Genomic DNA, 17,716 nt, shown 5'->3' on the forward strand with positions numbered 1-17,716 from the left:
TATGAAAGCGCACCTGACCCTCCTGGCCGCAGGCCTGTTACTGGCGGCCTGCGGCACCCCCGCGCCGACGCCGGACAGCGGCATCCAGCCGCCACCGGCCTGGCAAAGTTTCGACACCGCCACCGCTCGAACCGATAACCAGCAATGGTGGACGCACTTTGGTAGTCCGCAATTGAACCGTTTGATCGAGCAGGCGCGCCGGGAAAGTTACGACCTCGCTGCCGCCATGGCCCGGGTGCGCCAGGCCCAGGCCAGCGCAGTGATCGCCGGCGCGCCGTTGCTGCCGGCGGTCACGGCCGGACTCAACGGCACTCGTCAAGAGTTGTTGCGGGGCAAGGGTTACAGCCAACTGGACGTCAATCGGGACAACCGCACCATCGACTACTACGACGCCCACCTCAGCGCCAGCTATGAGCTGGACTTCTGGGGCGGCAAACGGGCGGCCCGGAACAGCGCGCTGAGCAGTCTGTCAGCCAGCCAGTTCGATCGGGCGACCGTGGAATTGACCCTGCTCAGCGGCGTCGCCAACAGCTACACCCAGGCGTTGTCCCTGCGCGAGCAACAGCGCATCGCCGAACAGAACCTGGACAACGCCCAACGTGTACTCGATCTGGTGCAGACCCGCTACGACGCCGGTAGTGCCACGGCCCTGGAGTTGTCCCAGCAAAAAAGCCTGGTGGCGGCGCAACAGCGCAGGTTGCCTCAAGTGCAGCAGCAGGCCCGGGAAGCCTTGATCAGCCTGGCGGCGCTGCTGGGGCAACCGGTGCAGTCGGTCACACTCGACGATGAAAATTTCGACCGATTGCACTGGCCCGCCATCGACGCCGGGGTGCCCAGCGACCTGCTCAGTCGCCGCCCCGACATCGCCGCCGCCGAAGCCCGCCTCGCCGCCGCCCAGGCCGACATCAGCGTAGCCCGCGCGGCCATGTTGCCCTCCGTGACCCTGGGCCTGAGCCTCGCCACCGGCGCCGACATTGCCGAGCAGTTGCTGCGCAACAACGTCTACAACCTCACCGCAGGTTTGGCCGCGCCGATCTTCAACAATGGCCGCCTCAAGGCCGAACGCGACCAAGCCACCGCGCGCCAGGAAGAACTGCTGGAGCTCTACCGCGCCGCCATCATCAACGGCTTCGCCGACGTCGAAAAAGCCCTGAACGGCATCCACGGGCTCGACCAGCAGCGACAATGGCAAAGCGAAGAACTGCACCAGGCCCAGAGCGCCTTCGACATCGCCCAGAGCCGTTATCAGGCCGGCGCCGAAGATTTGCTCACGGTCCTGGAAACCCAACGCACGCTGTACGCCGCCCAGGACATGAACGTGCAATTGCGATTGGCGCGGGTGCAGGCGAGCGTGGCGTTGTACAGGGCGCTGGGTGGGGGTTGGCGGGTGATGTGAGCGTCGAACACACGTTTCTATCGTTCCCACGCGCAGCAAAGGAATGCCTCTACTGACGCTCTGCGTTCTGCTCTTTGGGACGCGGAGCGTCCCTGGCTGCATTCCCACGCAGAGCGTAGGAACGATGAAGCCGCCGACCGCGCCCTCTCCTACTACCTCGACCCCAAACCTGAAAACCCCACTCCACCGCCGGGCCAGTTGTTCACCGTTGCGGAAGGCGCGGACCTGGAATGCCTGCTGGCCAACCTCAGCGAAACCCTTGCGTCAGTCAATGTCATGGCCAGCGACCTGGCATTTGATTTGGACGGCGCGCGACGGAGTTTTGCCTTGGGGATCCAGCAGATGGTCGAGCTGAGTGAGCTGCTGGCGAACCGCGCCCTGGACATCGCAGTGCCGCGTTAAAGGCGCATGCCCTCTCAAGCCAAGTGATATTTGTGGCGAGGGGATTTATCCCCGCTGGGGTGCGAAGCAGCCCCAAACCAGCGCACTCAAAGCAACTGACTCACCGAGGTGCCGGCTAAAGGGGCTGCTTCGCACCCCAGCGGGGATAAATCCCCTCGCCACAACAGCGTTCGCTTTGGTTTTCTTTGGGAAGCGACGCTTTACACCGGCTTACTCTTGAGATTACGCGCATACCACGGCCGCTGCGGCACGCGGCGGAACAGTTCGGAGAGTTTTTTGTCGTCGCTGCCGAAGGTGATGCGCAGGGCCAGTTTCATGGTTTCCGGGTCCATTTCCACCGAACGTCCGGGCTGCAAACCCGGCGTGGTGCTGCAGCCGTGGGTGACCGGGCCCAGCCAGGGGTCGGCGATTTCCACCCAGCGGCCGGGGGCGAACCAAGGCACGCCGTTGACTTCCAGCCGGCTCACTTCACCCGGATGGAAACGTTCGTGAGCGCGGAACCAGTCTTCGAGGCGGTCGTCGATCCAGCCGTGGAAGGCCCAGAACACCGGGTTCACATGGGAGGAAAACGGGTCGCCAAGAAAGTCGTTTTCCGGGGCGTACCAGCGCTGGGCGAAGTCCGCCGGGTCGCGGGCGAAGGGCACCGGGTGGCCGTTGGAAGGATCGCGGGGCACCGAAGCCCAGCGCATGTGCAGCCAGTCATGCAGGCCCAGTTCCACTTCCGAGCCAAACTGGCCAAGGGTCAGTTTCGACAGGTAGCGCGGGTCGCGGTAGCGCGATTCCCAGACTTGGAAGTTGCTGTGATAGGTCTCGGCAGTCTTGATGTCACTCACCCATTGGGCGTACTGCTCGTCGCCGCTGGCCAGCCAGGTGGGCGGCAAAGCTGTGCCATCGTGGTTATCGAAATACCGGGCAAAGCCCAGGCGATCACGCTCCAGCTCCGGTTGCGGCAACGGGAAGCGCGGCCACGACGGCAGCGGCTGGAACGAACGGGCCGTGCCGAGCATGTGCCGGTGCATGAAAAAGAAATCCACGCCCGAGCCGTTGCGATCCTTGCGCTTGCCACGAGCGTCACGTTCATGGTCCCGTGGGCCGGGCTGCCAGCCGATGCCTCGCAAGGCATTGCGCTTGTCTTCGTCCAGGCTGTGCCATTTGTCCCGCGAGGCGTGCCAGAGCTGATGGAACAACCGATGCTCCGGCGACACCAGCCAGGCCAGCAATGGCGGGCTCAGCGGCGTGCGTTCCCGGGCTTCGGGGAACGGCAGCTTGCGGGCGATGAACTGATTGTCGAGTTCCGGCAGCGCCAGCGGGCGATCCAGGCGCAACACGCGACCGCTTAGGGTGGCAGTGCCGGCATTGCCGAAGCCGGCCCAGACTTCGTCCAGGGTCATGATGAATTCGTAGACCGGCGCGTCCTGCCGGGTCCCGATCAGGCGCCAGCTCAATTGTTTCTTGTCATCCCCCGCCAAGTCGCCCAGCACTCGATAACGCGGCTCATCATCGGCGCGCAACCGCTCGGCGGTGTCGAGACAGCCCACCAGCCCACGGCCCTTGTGGGCGATGTCGAGGAACACTTGCAGACCGTCGCCGGGCAAACCGTCCAGGCCCGCGTCGCTTCCTGAAAAACGGATCGTCCAGATACCCCGCAGCGTATCGGCCCGGCGCTGCCCCGCCACGTCCGCCACATCGAATGAGGCCTCGCCGGGGGTGATGGTGGGGTCCGGCCGGGTCAGTTCGCGATGCCCGTAATACACCGCAGGCACGGCGGCACCGGTCAGCGCCAGGCCCGCCATGAACCATCGTCGAGAAATCGTCATTGCCTTACCTGTGTTCGGCCCTGGAGCGGGCTTTATCCAAGCTAGAACGATGGGGGGACTGACAAATTTATAGGGGCTGCGAGGGCCTCATCGCGAGCAGGCTCGCTCCCACAATGGATCTGGTACATCCGCGAGAGATCGGTCGACCGTCAGACCGCTATCGCGAGCAAGCTCGCTCCCACAGGTGAGCGCGTTCAATGTGGGAGCGAGCCTGCTCGCGATAGGGCCATTGGCCGCACCTAAATTTCCCCGCCGATCACTCGTTCTCCCCAGATAGCAAAGCCCCCCGCAGCGAACCTGACTGAGATCGGCAATGACAACACCACGTTCGAAAAAAGCTCTCTTCATCGGCGTGCCCCTGGCCCTTGCACTGGCGGTCGGTGGCGGCCTGGCGGCCTGGGACCACTGGTGGCGGGACAACCCTGGCTACCCGGTCAAGGTGATGAAAGAGGCCAGGGAACTGCACGAGCGCCTGCTGTCCTTCGACAGCCACATCTCCGTGCCACTGAATTTCGGCACCGCCGGTCACGAGGCGGACAAAGACGGTAAAGGCCAGTTCGATCTGGTCAAAGCCAACCGCGGGCACCTGTCCGGCGCGGCCCTGACGATCTTCGGCTGGCCGGAGCTGTGGAACGGCCCCAACGCGCCGCACAAGCCCACCGCCGGCTTCGTCGAGGAAGCGCGCAATCAGCAGGAAGTGCGCTTCAAGATCATCACCGGCATGGTCCGCGACTTTCCCAACCAGGTCGCCATCGCCTACACCCCGGATGACTTCCGGCGCCTGCACGGCGAAGGCAAGTTCGCGATTTTCATCAGCATGCTCAACGCCTATCCTCTGGGCCATGACCTGAGCCTGCTGGATCTGTGGACGGCGCGGGGCATGCGCATGTTCGGCTTCAGCTACATCGGTAACAACGACTGGGCCGACTCCTCGCGCCCTCTGCCGTTCTTCAACGACTCACCTGACGCCCTCGGCGGCCTATCGGACATTGGCAAGCAAGCGGTGACGCGCCTGAACGACCTGGGCGTGATCATCGACGTCTCGCAGATGTCGACCCAGGCCCTGGAGCAAGTTGCGCAACTGAGCCGCACACCCTTGGTGGCCTCCCATTCCGCACCCCGGGCGATGGTGGATATCCCGCGCAACCTCAGCGACAAAGAAATGCAGCTGATCAAGGCCAGCGGTGGCGTGGTACAGGTCGTCGGTTTCTCCCAATACCTGCGCCCGCTGACGCAAAAAACCCAGGACAAACTCAACGACCTGCGCAAGCGTTTCGACCTGCCACCGCTGCCCAACCTGGCCATGGCGCTGATGCCGGGCGATCCGATCATCGCCGCGTGGCCGGAACAGAAATTCGGTGAATACGCCGGCCAGCTCTATGGCATTCTGGAGGAGGAACCCAAGGCCAGCCTCAAGGACCTGGGCGACGCCATCGATTACACCGTACGCAAGATCGGTATCGACCATGTCGGCATCAGTTCGGACTTCAACGAGGGCGGCGGAGTCAAAGGCTGGGAAGACGTGGGCGAGATCCGCAACGTCACCGCCGAACTGCTGACCCGCGGCTACTCCGAAGCGGACATCGCCAAACTGTGGGGCGGCAACTTTCTGCGGGTCTGGGATCAGGTCCAGCAAGCCGCGCGGCCTGCCGTGGCCTCGACCCGGGGGGCCGTCCAGCCATGAATGAGCGCCGGACCTTTCTCAAGCACGCCGGGATCCTTGCCGCCGGCCTGCCGCTGGCCGCCAGTCTTCCCGCCCCGGCCATTGCCGATCCCCTGCCGCCATTGCCCCGGGACAAATGGGCGCAGTTGCGCTCGCTGTTCAACCAGGACCCGGACTATCTGCACTTCTCCAATTTCCTGGTCACCACCCACCCGCGCCCGGTACGTGAGGCCATCGACCGGCATCGCGCCGCGCTGGATAAAAACCCGGGACTGTTGATGGACTGGGACCTGGGCGTCACCGAGGAGCGCGAGGAAAACGTGCGGGCCTGGGCCGGCCGCTACTTGCAAGCAAACCCTGCGCAGATCGCCCTCACCGGCAGCACCACCGAGGGCCTGGCGATGATCTACGGCGGCGTCCATGTGGCAGCCGACCAGGAAATCCTCAGCACCACCCACGAACATTACGCCACCCATACCATCCTTGACTTGCGCAACCAACGCGACGGCACCCGGGTGCGCAAGATCAAACTGTTCGAGAACGCCCACAACGCCAGCCACGATGAAATCCTGCGCGCCATCGACCGCAACATCCGTCCTGAAACCCGCGTACTGGGCATGACCTGGGTGCATTCGGGCAGCGGCGTGAAGCTGCCGATCGACAAGATCGGCGCGCTGGTGGACAAGCACAACCAGGCCCGCAGCGATGCGCAACGTATCATCTACGTGGTGGACGGCGTGCACGGCTTCGGTGTTGAAGACCTGAGCTTCCCAGCGATGAATTGCGACTTCTTCATCGCCGGCACCCACAAATGGATGTTCGGCCCCCGCGGCACCGGCCTGGTGTGCAGCCGCAGCGAAGAGCTCAAGTACGTCACGCCGATCATCCCGACCTTCTCCGAAGCCACGGCGTTTTCCACCACCATGACGCCCGGCGGCTACCACGCCTTCGAGCATCGCTGGGCGGCGGACGAGGCGTTCAAGCTGCACTTGCAACTGGGTAAGGCCGAGGTGCAGGCGCGCATTCACACGCTCAACACCTACTTGAAAAAACAGCTGCTGGCGTTGCCGCAAATCGAGCTGGTCACGCCCATGAGCCCGGACGTGTCGGCCGGTTTCACCTTCTTCCGGGTCAAGGGCCGCAAGAGCGACGAGATCGCCGCCTACCTGATGCAGAACCGGGTGATCGCCGACGCCGTGCATCGCGACGCCGGGCCTGTCATTCGAACCGCGCCGGGCCTGCTCAACACCGAAGCCGAGATCGATCGCTTCATGGGCTTGCTGGGCAAGACACTCTGAACCTGACTTTATCGAGAGAGATGGATGAACAGTTTTTCGTTGAAGCTATTCCCGGCACTGGCCCTCGCCGCCCTGCTGCCCTCCGGCGCCCAGGCGTCACAACCGGGCCAGGTCTTTCGCGACTGCAAGGACTGCCCGGAAATGGTCGTGCTGCCCACCGGCACCTTTCAGATGGGCACCCCGGAAGATGAAGTGGGCCGCGAGCCCGACGAAGGCCCGATGCACCCGGTGACCTTCGCCAAACCGCTGGCGATCAGCCGCTTCCAGGTCTTGAAGGGCGAATGGTTCGCCTACCTGCGCGACACCGGCTACTCGATGCCCGACGGCGATAAACGTCCCGGCCGCGCGTGCAAGGCCGGCATCCCGGACTATCAGGGCAGTGACCCGCGCAAGCAATACACTGACCGGCATCCGGCGGTGTGCATGAATTTCGAAGAGGCCAACGCTTACGTGGCCTGGCTGTCGAAAAAAACCGGCAAGCCATACCGCCTGGTCAGCGAGTCCCTGCGCGAGTACGCCGCACGCGGCGGCACCAGCGGCCCGTTCCCCTTCCCGTTCGACGAGGGCAAGGAATACAGCATCGCCCAACACGCCAACACCTATGGCGCGGCCGACGGCTACAACTTCACCGCCCCGGCCGGCAGCTTCGCGCCCAACGCCTTCGGCGTGTACGACATGCACGGCAACGTCTACGAGTGGACGGCCGATTGCTATAACGAAAACTACATCGGCGCCCCGAGCGATGGCAGCGCCTGGTTGACCGGCAAATGCGAGTTCAAGCGTATCCGCGGCAACGACTGGGGCGAGGCACCGGTGTTCTCCCGCTCCGGCAACCGCAACGCGCTGGTGCCGGGCAATCGGGGTGACTGGATTGGTTTTCGGGTGGCGCGGGATATGTAGGCCGAGCACAGCTCGGCCCCTGTGGGAGCAAAGCTTGCTCGCGATGCAGACACCTCGATTTCACAGAAAAGCGCGTCGCCTTCATCGCGGGCAAGCCTTGCTCCCACAGGATAAATTCCCCTGCCCTCCAATCGTTCTAAAGATGGGCACAACCCAATCCAGCGTGCCTGCGTCCTAAAGCCCTCCCGGCGACCACCCGCGATGGCCTTCGCCCTTTTCATCAAGCAGGGAAACCTCCATGAGCCAACCAACACGCGGGGTGATCAATGAACTGTTCATCCTGCTCAAACCCTTCCGGCTGATTGTCGTAGGCTCCATCCTCTTGGGCATGCTTGGCGGCCTGAGCATCACCGCCCTGCTGGCGACCATCAACGACGCCCTGAACGCCGCGGCCAAACCCACAGCCCAGACGCTGGTAACGTTCGTGGTGCTCTGCGCGGTGGCGCTGCTGACCTCGATTCTTTCGGACATCGGTAGCAACCACGTCGGTCAGAACATCATCGCCGGGTTGCGTAAGTCCCTGGGCAAGAAGGTGCTGCTGGCGCCCATCGAACAGATCGAACGTTATCGCAGCCACCGGCTCATCCCGGTACTGACCCACGACGTCAACACCGTCAGCAATTTCGCGTTTTCGTTCGCACCGCTGGCCATCGCCTTCACCGTGACCCTCGGTTGCCTGGGTTATCTGGCCTACCTGTCACTGCCGATGTTCTTGCTGCTGCTGGTGGCGCTGGTGATCGGCACGGTCGTGCAATACCTGGCCCGGGCTCGTGGCATCAGGGGGTTCGAAGCCGCCCGCGAGGCCGAAGACGCGCTGCAAAAACACTACAGCGCGATCGCCGCCGGCGCCAAGGAACTGCGCATTCATCGCCCACGCCGCCAGCGCATGTTCAGCCAGCGCATCGAAGCCACCGCCGATAATATTTGCGACACCAATATTCGCGCGGTCAACACTTTCGTGGTGGCCAAGACCTTCGGCTCGATGCTGTTTTTTGTGGTCATTGGCCTGGTGCTGGCCCTGCAATCGCTGTGGCTGGGCACCGACAAGGCCGTGCTTAGCGGCTTCGTGCTGGTGCTGCTGTACATGAAGGGCCCGCTGGAATACCTGGTGATGACCTTGCCGGTCATCAGCCGGGCAAACATTGCCTTCAAGCGCATCGCCGAGCTGGACGAGCAGTTTTCCTCACCGGAGCCGCACCTGCTGCTGGACGACAAGAGCGTTTCCAGACCAGCGCTCCAGCAGCTTGAGCTGCGTGATGTGCACTACGCCTTCCCGGCGGTCGAAGGCAGCCAACCCTTCGCCCTGGGACCGATCAACCTGTCCATCGCCCAGGGCGACATTGTGTTCATCGTCGGTGAAAACGGTGGCGGCAAGACCACGCTGATCAAACTGCTGCTGGGCCTCTATTTCCCCCAGGGCGGCGAAATCCTCCTCGACGGTGCGCCGGTAGGGGCCGCGCAACGGGACGATTATCGCCAGTTGTTCACCACGATTTTTGCCGACTATTACCTGTTCGATGACCTGGTTCAGGGTGACCAGCAGGTGCCTGACGACGCCAACCGCTACCTGGAGCGCCTGGAAATCGCTCATAAGGTTCGCATTCAGGACGGCGCCTTCAGCACTACCGATCTTTCCACCGGCCAGCGCAAACGCCTGGCGTTGCTCAACGCCTGGCTTGAGGAGCGCCCAGTGCTGGTGTTCGACGAATGGGCCGCCGACCAGGACCCGGTGTTCCGACGGGTTTTCTATACCGAACTGCTGCCGGAGCTGAAGGCGTTGGGCAAAACCATCATCGTCATTTCCCACGACGACCGCTATTTCGACATAGCCGATCAACTGGTCCGGATGCAGGCCGGTCAGGTCATCAGTGAGAAAGCCCCCGCCGCCTTTGCCTGAACCGCGAGAACACCATGAACCCATTGCTAGATGATGACCTGCTGACCCTACTGCTGGAGGAGGACGCTGACGCCGTGCAAGCCCGCTCCAGCCGCAGCCGGCCGGACCGCGCGCCCTTGTCCTTCGCCCAGCAGCGTTTGTGGCTGGAGCAACAGCGCGACCCGAGCCGTTCGGCCTACAACCTGCCGCGCGCCCTGCGCCTGACCGGCGAACTGAATGCCGACGCCCTGGAACAGGCATTGAATCGCGTCATCGACCGGCACGACACACTGCGCACCGCCTTCACTGAAATCGACGGCGCCGCCACCCAGGTGATCGAGCGTAACGCCAGCCTGATCGTGCACCGGGAGAACCTCGCCGCGCTCGATCAGCCAACACGGGAGCTGGCGCTTTCACAGCGCATCGAACAGCACGCCCGACAACCGTTCGATCTGACCCAGGCGCCGCTGATGCGGGCAACGTTGCTCAGGCTGGGCAGTGACGAGCATGTGTTGTTGCTCAACATGCATCACATCGTTTCCGATGCCTGGTCCAACACGATCCTCATGCAGGACCTGACCATGGCCTATGCCCAGGCCTTGCTGGGCGATCCGTCAACACTGCCGTCGTTGCCCCTGCAATACGCCGACTACGCGAGCTGGCAACGTGGCGACTATGTGCAGAGCCCGGCCTGCCAGCGCAGTGGTGCCTATTGGAGCGACTACCTGGGCCATGAGCTGCCTGCGTTGGAACTGCCTCAGGAGTTTGCACGCACCGCCAATCAGCAACACATGGCCGGACGCGTGCAGGTGTCACTTGACCCGGCAATGGTCCAGGCCTTGGATACGTTCTGTCAGCGGGAGGGGCTTACGCCTTTTGTCTTGGCCCTGGCGGCCTGGCAATTGTTATTGGCTCGGTACAGCAACCAGAACGACTTCACCGTCGGCGTCCCGAACGCCAACCGCAACAGCCACGAGAGCCAGGAGCTGGTGGGATTTTTCGTCAGCAGCCAGGTGTATCGGGCGCGGATCGACTCGACCCGCAGCGCGCTGGATTTCCTCCGGGACCTGCGCGCGCAGTCGCTCGCCGCGCTGGAACATGCCGACTACCCGCTGGAACTGATCCTGGATCAGTTGCAACGTCCCGGCGCACAGGGCGCCAGTGCGCTGTTCCAGGTCTTGTTCAACTGGCGCACCGGGTCGTCCTCACCGTCGGCGCCAAACCTGGGTCAACTGACGCTGGAGTTTCTCAGTACCGGTGACAACCAGGCCAAGTTCGACCTGTCGCTGGATGTCGATTATTCCCAGCAACAGGTGCTGGCAACGTTCGAATACAGCCGTGATCTGTACCGCGCAGAGACCATTGAGCGCATGGCCGGCCACTGGCAGAACCTGCTGCGGGGCCTGGTCGAGACGCCTGGATGCGCGCTTGGCGAACTGCAACTGTTGAGCGCCGATGAACACCGAAAAACCCTGGGCGACTGGAACCGTCAGCCGACCCAACTGCGCAGCGAACAATGTCTGCACCGGTTGATCGAAACCCACGCCGCCAGCACAGGCGACGCCATCGCCCTGACCTTTGAAGGGCAGCACATGAGCTATGCCGAACTCAACCGACAGGCCAACCAACTGGCCCATCGGCTGATCGAGCAAGGCGTCGGGCCCGATGTGCTGGTCGGCATCGCCGTCGAGCGTACGCCACAGATGATCATCGGCCTGCTGGCGATCCTCAAGGCCGGTGGCGCCTACGTGCCGCTGGACCCGGCCTACCCCGCCGACCGCCTGGCTTACATGGTCGCGGACAGCGGCGTCACGCAGATCCTGACCCTGGCTCATCTGCGGGAATCGCTGGCGTTGCCCGCCGACATCAACTGTCTGCTGCTGGATTCGGTCGATACCAATAGTCCCTATCCCGAGCACAATCCGAATGTGCCGATGGACCCGGATAACCTGGCCTACGTGATTTACACCTCAGGCTCGACCGGCCAACCCAAAGGCGCACTGCTGGCGCACCACAACGTCAGCCGATTGTTCCAGGCCACGGACCACTGGTTCAGCTTCGATCATCAGGATGTCTGGTGCCTGTTCCATTCCTATGCCTTCGACTTTTCCGTGTGGGAGATCTTCGGCGCCCTGCTGCACGGTGGCCGATTGGTCATCGTGCCCCACGCCGTGAGCCGTTCGCCGGAGGATTTCCATGCCCTGCTTTGCCAGGAAAACGTCACGGTGCTCAACCAGACGCCTTCGGCGTTCAAAGCGTTGCTGCAGGTCGCCTGCGAGCCTGGGCAGCCTCTTGCCCACCGGTTACGCCAGGTAATTTTTGGCGGCGAAGCGATCGATGTACAGAGTCTTCGCCCCTGGTTCGAACGTTTCGGCGACCAGACGCCGCAACTGATCAATATGTATGGCATCACGGAAACGACTGTGCATGTCACCTGGCGGCCGTTGTCGATGAGTGACTTGCACAGCGAGGCTGCTAGCCCCATCGGCGAACCCATCGTCGACCTGTCCTGGTATTTGCTCGACGCTCATCTGAACCCGGTGCCCAAGGGTTGCATCGGTGAGCTATACGTTGGCCGGGCCGGCCTGGCCCGCGGCTATCACCGACGTGCCGACCTGACCGCTACCCGCTTCATCCCCGACCCGTTCGACCCGCTGCCGGGTGGCCGCCTCTATCGCACCGGGGATCTGGCCCGCTACCGCACCGACGGCAGCATCGAGTACATCGGACGCCTGGATCATCAGGTCAAGATTCGCGGGTTCCGCATCGAGCTGGGGGAAATCCAGACGCGCCTGCAAACGCTGCCGGCGGTGCAAGACGGTGTCGTGTTGACCCATGAAGGCCCAGGCGGCCTGCAGCTGGTCGCCTACGTGATTGCCGCCCAAGCGGCCACGGCCGAGTTACGCGAAGGCTTGTTGAGCGCACTCAAAGCGCAGTTACCGGACTACATGGTGCCCAGCCACCTGCTGTTCATCGATCATTTCCCGCTCAATGCCAATGGCAAGCTCGACCGCAAGGCCTTGCCGGAACCCGACGCCGGTCTTTGGCATTCCCATTACCTGGCGCCTCGCACTCAGCTGGAAGAAGCCCTGGCACAGCTCTGGCAACAGTCCCTCAAGGTTGCGCGCGTCGGTGTCAACGACAGCTTCTTTGAACTGGGCGGGCATTCGATCCTGGCGATCGAACTGATTGCCAACCTCAAGGCACGCCTGAATATCAGCGTGCGGCTGCAAGAGTTGCTGGCCAACCCGAGCGTCGCCGAGCTGGCCTTGTTCATCTCGCAAAAACATCGGGAACAGACCCAATGCCTGGTCGAACTGAACAACGCACCGGCCAGCGCACCGCAGCTATTTTGCCTGCACCCCAGCGGCGGCATCGTGTTCTGTTACCAGCCACTGGCGCGCAAACTCCAACAGCGAGCGCGCACCTTTGGCGTCATGCATCGCGGCTTCAGTGAACCGCATGCCGGGCCTGACGCCTGGCGCGAGATGGTCGCCGATTACAGCCAGGAAATCGTCAAGGCCCAGCCGCAAGGTCCCTATTACCTGATGGGCTGGTCGTTGGGCGGCGCCATTGCGCTGGACATCGCCGCGACGCTGGAAAGCCTGGGCCACACCGTGAGTTTTCTCGGTTTGGTGGATAGCACGATCCCGGAGCATCTATATCCGACAACGTTGTCGCGTCATCGGCATTTACCAGGCGCTGAACAAGCCGACCCGGCCTCTCAGGATCTGCTGGAGGCCATCGAGTACTTCGACCTGCTGTTTCCGACCCTCACGGAACGCACGGCGACTTATCGGCGTGAGCAACCCGAAAGCACGGTCAAGGCCTTCCATGAGTGGGCCGCCAGCCAGATCGAGCCGGGACGAGGCGACTTGCTGGCGATCGTGCAGAGCGTCAAGGATGAAGTCATGAACGCCCAGGCGTTCTCGGTGCATGATCGTTTGCTGGAAGCCTTCGACGGGTTCACCTTCAAACCGGTACGGGTTCGGCCTAGCTGCTGGTGGACGCAGGTAGAAAAAACCCCGGAAGAATTGGCATTCTGCGAAGGTTTGATCAAGAGCTACAGCCTGACCGGGGAGTTGCAATGCTCGATGCATTCGCCGTTGCGTCACCGCAGTATGATTTTTGATGATGGGTTGCTTGATTCGTTGGTCGAGGCTTTTTGGGCCAGTACGATAGAAGGGGAATAGCGCTTGGGGTCGGTGTATATCCGTTGCTGAGGTAACCGCCACTTAGGGTTCCGCCGTTACGGCGGGTCACTTTCGAAAATCCGCAAGCCGGCCCAGGCGAAAGTAGCCAAAGCGCTTCTGCCCGACCACTCGGCACCTCACTTAGGCTCGGTGCGCCTGAACCACCGCTATCGCGAGCAGGCTCGCTCCCACAGGTTTTTGTGTCGTTTGCAGATGCTGAGGACACCAGCAAACTCATGTGGGAGCGAGCCTGCTCGCGATGACGCAGGCACATCCAACATCCTCGCAAGCTGACCCGCCGCTTTCGCGAGCAAGCTCGCTCCCACAGATTTTTGTGTCGTTTGCAGATGCTGAGAACACCAGCAAACTCATGTGGGAGCGAGCTTGCTCGCGATGACGTCGGCACATCCAACATCAACGCAAACTGACCCGCCGCTTTCGCGAGCAAGCTCGCTCCCACAGATTTTTGTGTCGTTTGCAGATGCTGAGAACACCAGCAAACTCATGTGGGAGCGAGCTTGCTCGCGATGACGTCGGCACATCCAACATCAACGCAAACTGACCCGCCGCTTTCGCGAGCAGGCTCGCTCCCACAGGTTTTTGTGTCGTTTGCAGATGCTGAGGACACCAGCAAACTCATGTGGGAGCGAGCCTGCTCGCGATGACGTCGGCACATCCAACATCCTCGCAAGCTGACCCGCCGCTTTCGCGAGCAAGCTCGCTCCCACAGATTTTTGTGTCGTTTGCAGATGCTGAGAACACCAGCAAACTCATGTGGGAGCGAGCTTGCTCGCGATGACGTCGGCACATCCAACATCAACGCAAACTGACCCGCCGCTTTCGCGAGCAAGCTCGCTCCCACAGGTTTTTGTGTCGTTTGCAGATGCTGAGGACACCAGCAAACTCATGTGGGAGCGAGCCTGCTCGCGATGACGTCGGCACATCCAACATCCTCGCAAGCTGACCCGCCGCTTTCGCGAGCAAGCTCGCTCCCACAATTGGATTGAGTTCCCCCGTAAGAACAGGTCGGCTATAAGGCCGCCTCGCGTCGGACGTTGATCTCGGCGCCCCGTTAACCACGCTGGCCGAACGCAGGCATTGCGCAGTGGGCACCTCGGCAAAAAAACGGCGCTTTCCCGTCTCGAAAAGCGCCGTTTCCTTAAGTGAACAGCACCACCCACAAGGCAGGTCTATTCATTCCCGCGAGGATCAGAACTGCGGTTTGTACGTCACGCTGAACATCAGGTTGCGTGGATCACCGAAGTTGTTGTTGCCATTGAGCTGGTTGTAGGCGGACGTAATGTACGTCTTGTCGAACAGGTTGTTGGCGTTGACCGCCAAGGCGATTTCCGACGTCAGTTGGTAGCCGACGCGGGCGTTCCATACGGTATAACCCGGGACTTCACGATCGTAGTCGTAAACCATCGTGTGGCTCTGGGTGGTGAAGCCCAAGCCGGTGCTGACACGGCTCCAGTCGCCGGTGAACTGGTAGTTGCCCCACACGCGCAGCATGTGTTTCGGCGTCCAGGTGCTGAAAATACTCCCTTCATTGTCCGGGTCCTCCAGGTACTTGGTGGTGTTGTAGGTGTAACCCGCGAACAGCTGCAGGTTGTCTATCACTTCACCACTGATTTCGGCGTCGATACCCTGGCTGCGCACTTTGCCCGAGGCTACCGAGCAACCCGAGCCGCCACACCCCGAACCACCGTCGTTGATGGCACGGTTCTCATGGTCGTAGCGGAAGATTGCCAGGGAGGTATTGACCCGACCGTCCATCAACTCGCCCTTGAGGCCGACTTCGTAGTTGGTGCCGACTATCGGCTTGAGCACCGAACCGTTGGCATCGCGATTGGTCTGCGGCTGGAACACGTCGGTATAACTGGCATACACGGCCCATTCGCGGCTCAGGTCATAGATGATGCCCGCGTAGGGCGTGACCACTCCGGTTTCAGTTCCGGTGCTTGGCGCGTTGCCTGTGATACCGGCTGAGTTTTCGGTCTTCGACTTGTAGCTGTAGTCATACCAGCTGACCCGGGAACCCAGCACCAGCGTCAGATCGTCCACCGGCTTGACGCGCCAGGTACCGTACACGCCCTTCTGGCGGATATCGTATTTGCTGAGGGTGCCTTGGCCGCCCGCGGCGATCAAACTGTCGTAGCTGATGTCCGGACGGTCATTGTCGATGTCGAAGATGGAGTCGCTGGTGTTGTTGAATGTACGGGCGTAGCGGTCATCGGTTTCCAGCTGGGAGTAGTTGCCGCCCAGCATGACTTCCTGCTCCATCGACAAGGCTTCGAACTTGCCGGTCAGGTTCATGTCGAGACCGACCTTCGTGGACTGGAAATCGGTCAGGAAGTCGGCATATTGCACGCCGCTGCCATCAGGCAGGAGACCACCCCCCCTTTGGACGCGCTGGTTTTTCGCCTGGTTGTCTTCGCTCATGTGCACCGCGCCGACCTTGAACGCCCAATCCTCATTGAAGCGGTGCTCCAGATCGGCGTAGAGGGTGGTGACGTCGATTTCGGAGCGGTTCCAGCGCGCCCCCGTGTAGGTCGAGCGCGACACGTCCGGCATCCTGCCATCGGCGTAGCGTGGCAGGCCGCGGATGTTGCCCCGCGATTCGCCGTTGGATTGGCTGACCGCGAAACCCAGGGTGGTGTCTTCGCTCAGGTCGACGTCCAGCGCGCCGTATAGCGAATGGGTCTTGCTCCACGCATGGTCGACGAATGAATTGCTCTGGTCTTCGTCGACGACGATGCGACCGCGGATGTTGCCGGCCTGGTTCAGCGGGCCGCCGGCGTCCAGTTGCAGACCGTAGTGATCCCAGGAGCCGGCCTTGCCGGTCAGGGTCACGGTCGGTGCGTTCTGGCCACGCTTGCGCACCAGGTTGACGGCACCACCGGGGCTGCCGGTGCCCTGCAGCAGGCCGGAGGCGCCGCGCATGATTTCCAGGCGGTCGAAGAAGATCAGGTCCTGGGTCGCCCAGTTGCCCAGCGAATAATTGTTACGCAGGATCGGCACACCATCGTATTGCCAATCGTCGATCTGGAAGCCGCGTGACGACAGGATCATGCCTTGGCCAACGCCCTGCAGGCCGACGATGCCGGTGGTCTGGTTGACGGCGTCCTTGAGGTTGACCAGGTTCTGGTCATCCATCTGCTTACGCGTCATCACGGTGATCGACTGAGGAATTTCCTTGAGGGTATGGGTGCCCTTGCCGATGGTCACGGCGTTACTGGTGTATGACTTGCTGCCTTCGGTCGTCGCAACCAGCTCCTGTGCCTTGACGGTGGTCGCGCCCAGCTCAAGGGACCCAGTGGCAGAACCGCGCAGCAGCATCAGGGTATTGCCCTCAACGCTGTACCGCACCCCCGTGCCCTTGAGCAATTCGGTGAGGGCCGCCTGCGGGCTCATCTTGCCGCTGACGCGGTTGCTTTTCAGCCCGGCCATATCGCCGGCGTTGTAGATCACTTGCTGGTTGGTCTGCTGACCGAACGCTTGCAGTGCCTGGGGCAGCGATTGCGCAGGGATGTCGATGCTGACGTCTTCAGCCATCACCTGAGCGCTGAGTGGCAGCAGGCAGACCAGCCCCAGACCGGTCAACACCCGACGCGAACGCAGGCCGCGGGACATGACGAGTGCCTTGAACAGAGGTTTCAACTCATGAATGGATGACATCGTGCTCTCTATTATTGGTAGAAGTAAAAGTCCATGGGGCCGAAGGGCCCGCCGCTCGCCAGCACGAGAGAACCCGCACGGTCGATTGCCCCAAGGGCAATGTGTCAGTGCGGGGCCGACCGGCCCTTCCCCGGGCACGGTCATCCGGCTGGACGACGGCGAAATTTTTGCTGAACACATCCGGTGCCTGAGCGTCCTGCCCGACCCGATTTGTCCACATACCTAAGTAAGACGCAGCACCTGCCAAAAACCGGAATGAGTTTATTTATCATTCGTGAAAAAAGTTAAAAAAAAGCCGGCGCAGAGGGGCGCCGGCCTTTTGTTTCATGCGAGTGTCAGCTGCCTTTCGATCGTTCCCACGCTCCCGCGTGGGAATGCCGCCAGGGACGCTTCGCGTTCCGCCCCTGGAAGGTGACGCAGAGCGTCACGGAATGCATTCCCACGCAGAGCGGGGGAACGAGAACTTAAAAAAGGCCTTTTTGTTCATGCCATG

Annotated in this window: 9 protein-coding genes; 7 read left to right on the forward strand and 2 right to left on the reverse strand. The window is 62.1% G+C overall.

The window, feature by feature from the left end:
• The first annotated feature begins 1 nt into the window (after position 1).
• Both PSH91_RS18165 and PSH91_RS18170 read left to right on the forward strand, forming a co-directional pair.
• Positions 2 to 1,396, forward strand: a complete 1,395-nt coding sequence (locus tag PSH91_RS18165) for an efflux transporter outer membrane subunit (RefSeq protein ID WP_305466373.1) — start codon at positions 2 to 4, stop codon at positions 1,394 to 1,396.
• A 96-nt stretch (positions 1,397 to 1,492) separates the two neighbouring features.
• Positions 1,493 to 1,798 carry a DUF6124 family protein gene (locus PSH91_RS18170; protein ID WP_305468560.1) on the forward strand — a complete coding sequence of 102 codons (306 nt, stop codon included), beginning with the start codon at positions 1,493 to 1,495 and terminating at the stop codon, positions 1,796 to 1,798.
• A 200-nt stretch (positions 1,799 to 1,998) separates the two neighbouring features.
• Here the strand turns inward: PSH91_RS18170 and PSH91_RS18175 are convergent, their stop codons facing one another.
• Positions 1,999 to 3,615: a PvdJ/PvdD/PvdP-like protein gene (locus tag PSH91_RS18175; RefSeq protein WP_305466375.1), complete on the reverse strand. Its 1,617-nt coding sequence runs from the start codon at positions 3,613 to 3,615 to the stop codon at positions 1,999 to 2,001.
• 313 nt (positions 3,616 to 3,928) lie between these two features.
• On the opposite strand from PSH91_RS18175, the gene pvdM reads away from it, so the two are divergent.
• From pvdM to PSH91_RS18200, 5 genes are all read left to right on the forward strand, one after another.
• The gene (gene pvdM / locus PSH91_RS18180) at positions 3,929 to 5,299 is read left to right on the forward strand and encodes a pyoverdine-tailoring dipeptidase-like protein PvdM (RefSeq protein ID WP_160891250.1); all 1,371 of its coding nucleotides are present in this window, start codon (positions 3,929 to 3,931) and stop codon (positions 5,297 to 5,299) included.
• Entirely contained in the window at positions 5,296 to 6,576 is a 1,281-nt protein-coding gene (locus PSH91_RS18185) for an aminotransferase class V-fold PLP-dependent enzyme (RefSeq protein WP_305466378.1), read from the forward strand. The genes pvdM and PSH91_RS18185 overlap by 4 nt, the downstream gene beginning before the upstream one ends.
• A 24-nt stretch (positions 6,577 to 6,600) precedes the next feature.
• Positions 6,601 to 7,476 (forward strand): formylglycine-generating enzyme family protein, encoded by an 876-nt coding sequence (locus PSH91_RS18190; RefSeq protein WP_047229293.1) that lies wholly within the window; start codon positions 6,601 to 6,603, stop codon positions 7,474 to 7,476.
• 238 nt (positions 7,477 to 7,714) lie between these two features.
• A complete protein-coding gene (locus tag PSH91_RS18195) occupies positions 7,715 to 9,373 on the forward strand; it encodes a cyclic peptide export ABC transporter (RefSeq protein WP_305466381.1) in 1,659 nt (552 codons plus the stop codon).
• Between the two features lie 14 nt (positions 9,374 to 9,387).
• Complete coding sequence (locus PSH91_RS18200) at positions 9,388 to 13,545, forward strand: amino acid adenylation domain-containing protein (protein ID WP_305466383.1); 4,158 nt, start codon at positions 9,388 to 9,390, stop codon at positions 13,543 to 13,545.
• A 1,209-nt stretch (positions 13,546 to 14,754) separates the two neighbouring features.
• On the opposite strand, the gene PSH91_RS18205 is transcribed toward PSH91_RS18200, so the two are convergent.
• Positions 14,755 to 17,223: a TonB-dependent receptor gene (locus PSH91_RS18205; protein ID WP_305466385.1), complete on the reverse strand. Its 2,469-nt coding sequence runs from the start codon at positions 17,221 to 17,223 to the stop codon at positions 14,755 to 14,757.
• Positions 17,224 to 17,716: the final 493 nt, after the last annotated feature.

This window comes from Pseudomonas sp. FP1154, from assembly GCF_030687245.1.
Lineage (GTDB): Bacteria > Pseudomonadota > Gammaproteobacteria > Pseudomonadales > Pseudomonadaceae > Aquipseudomonas > Aquipseudomonas rhizophila.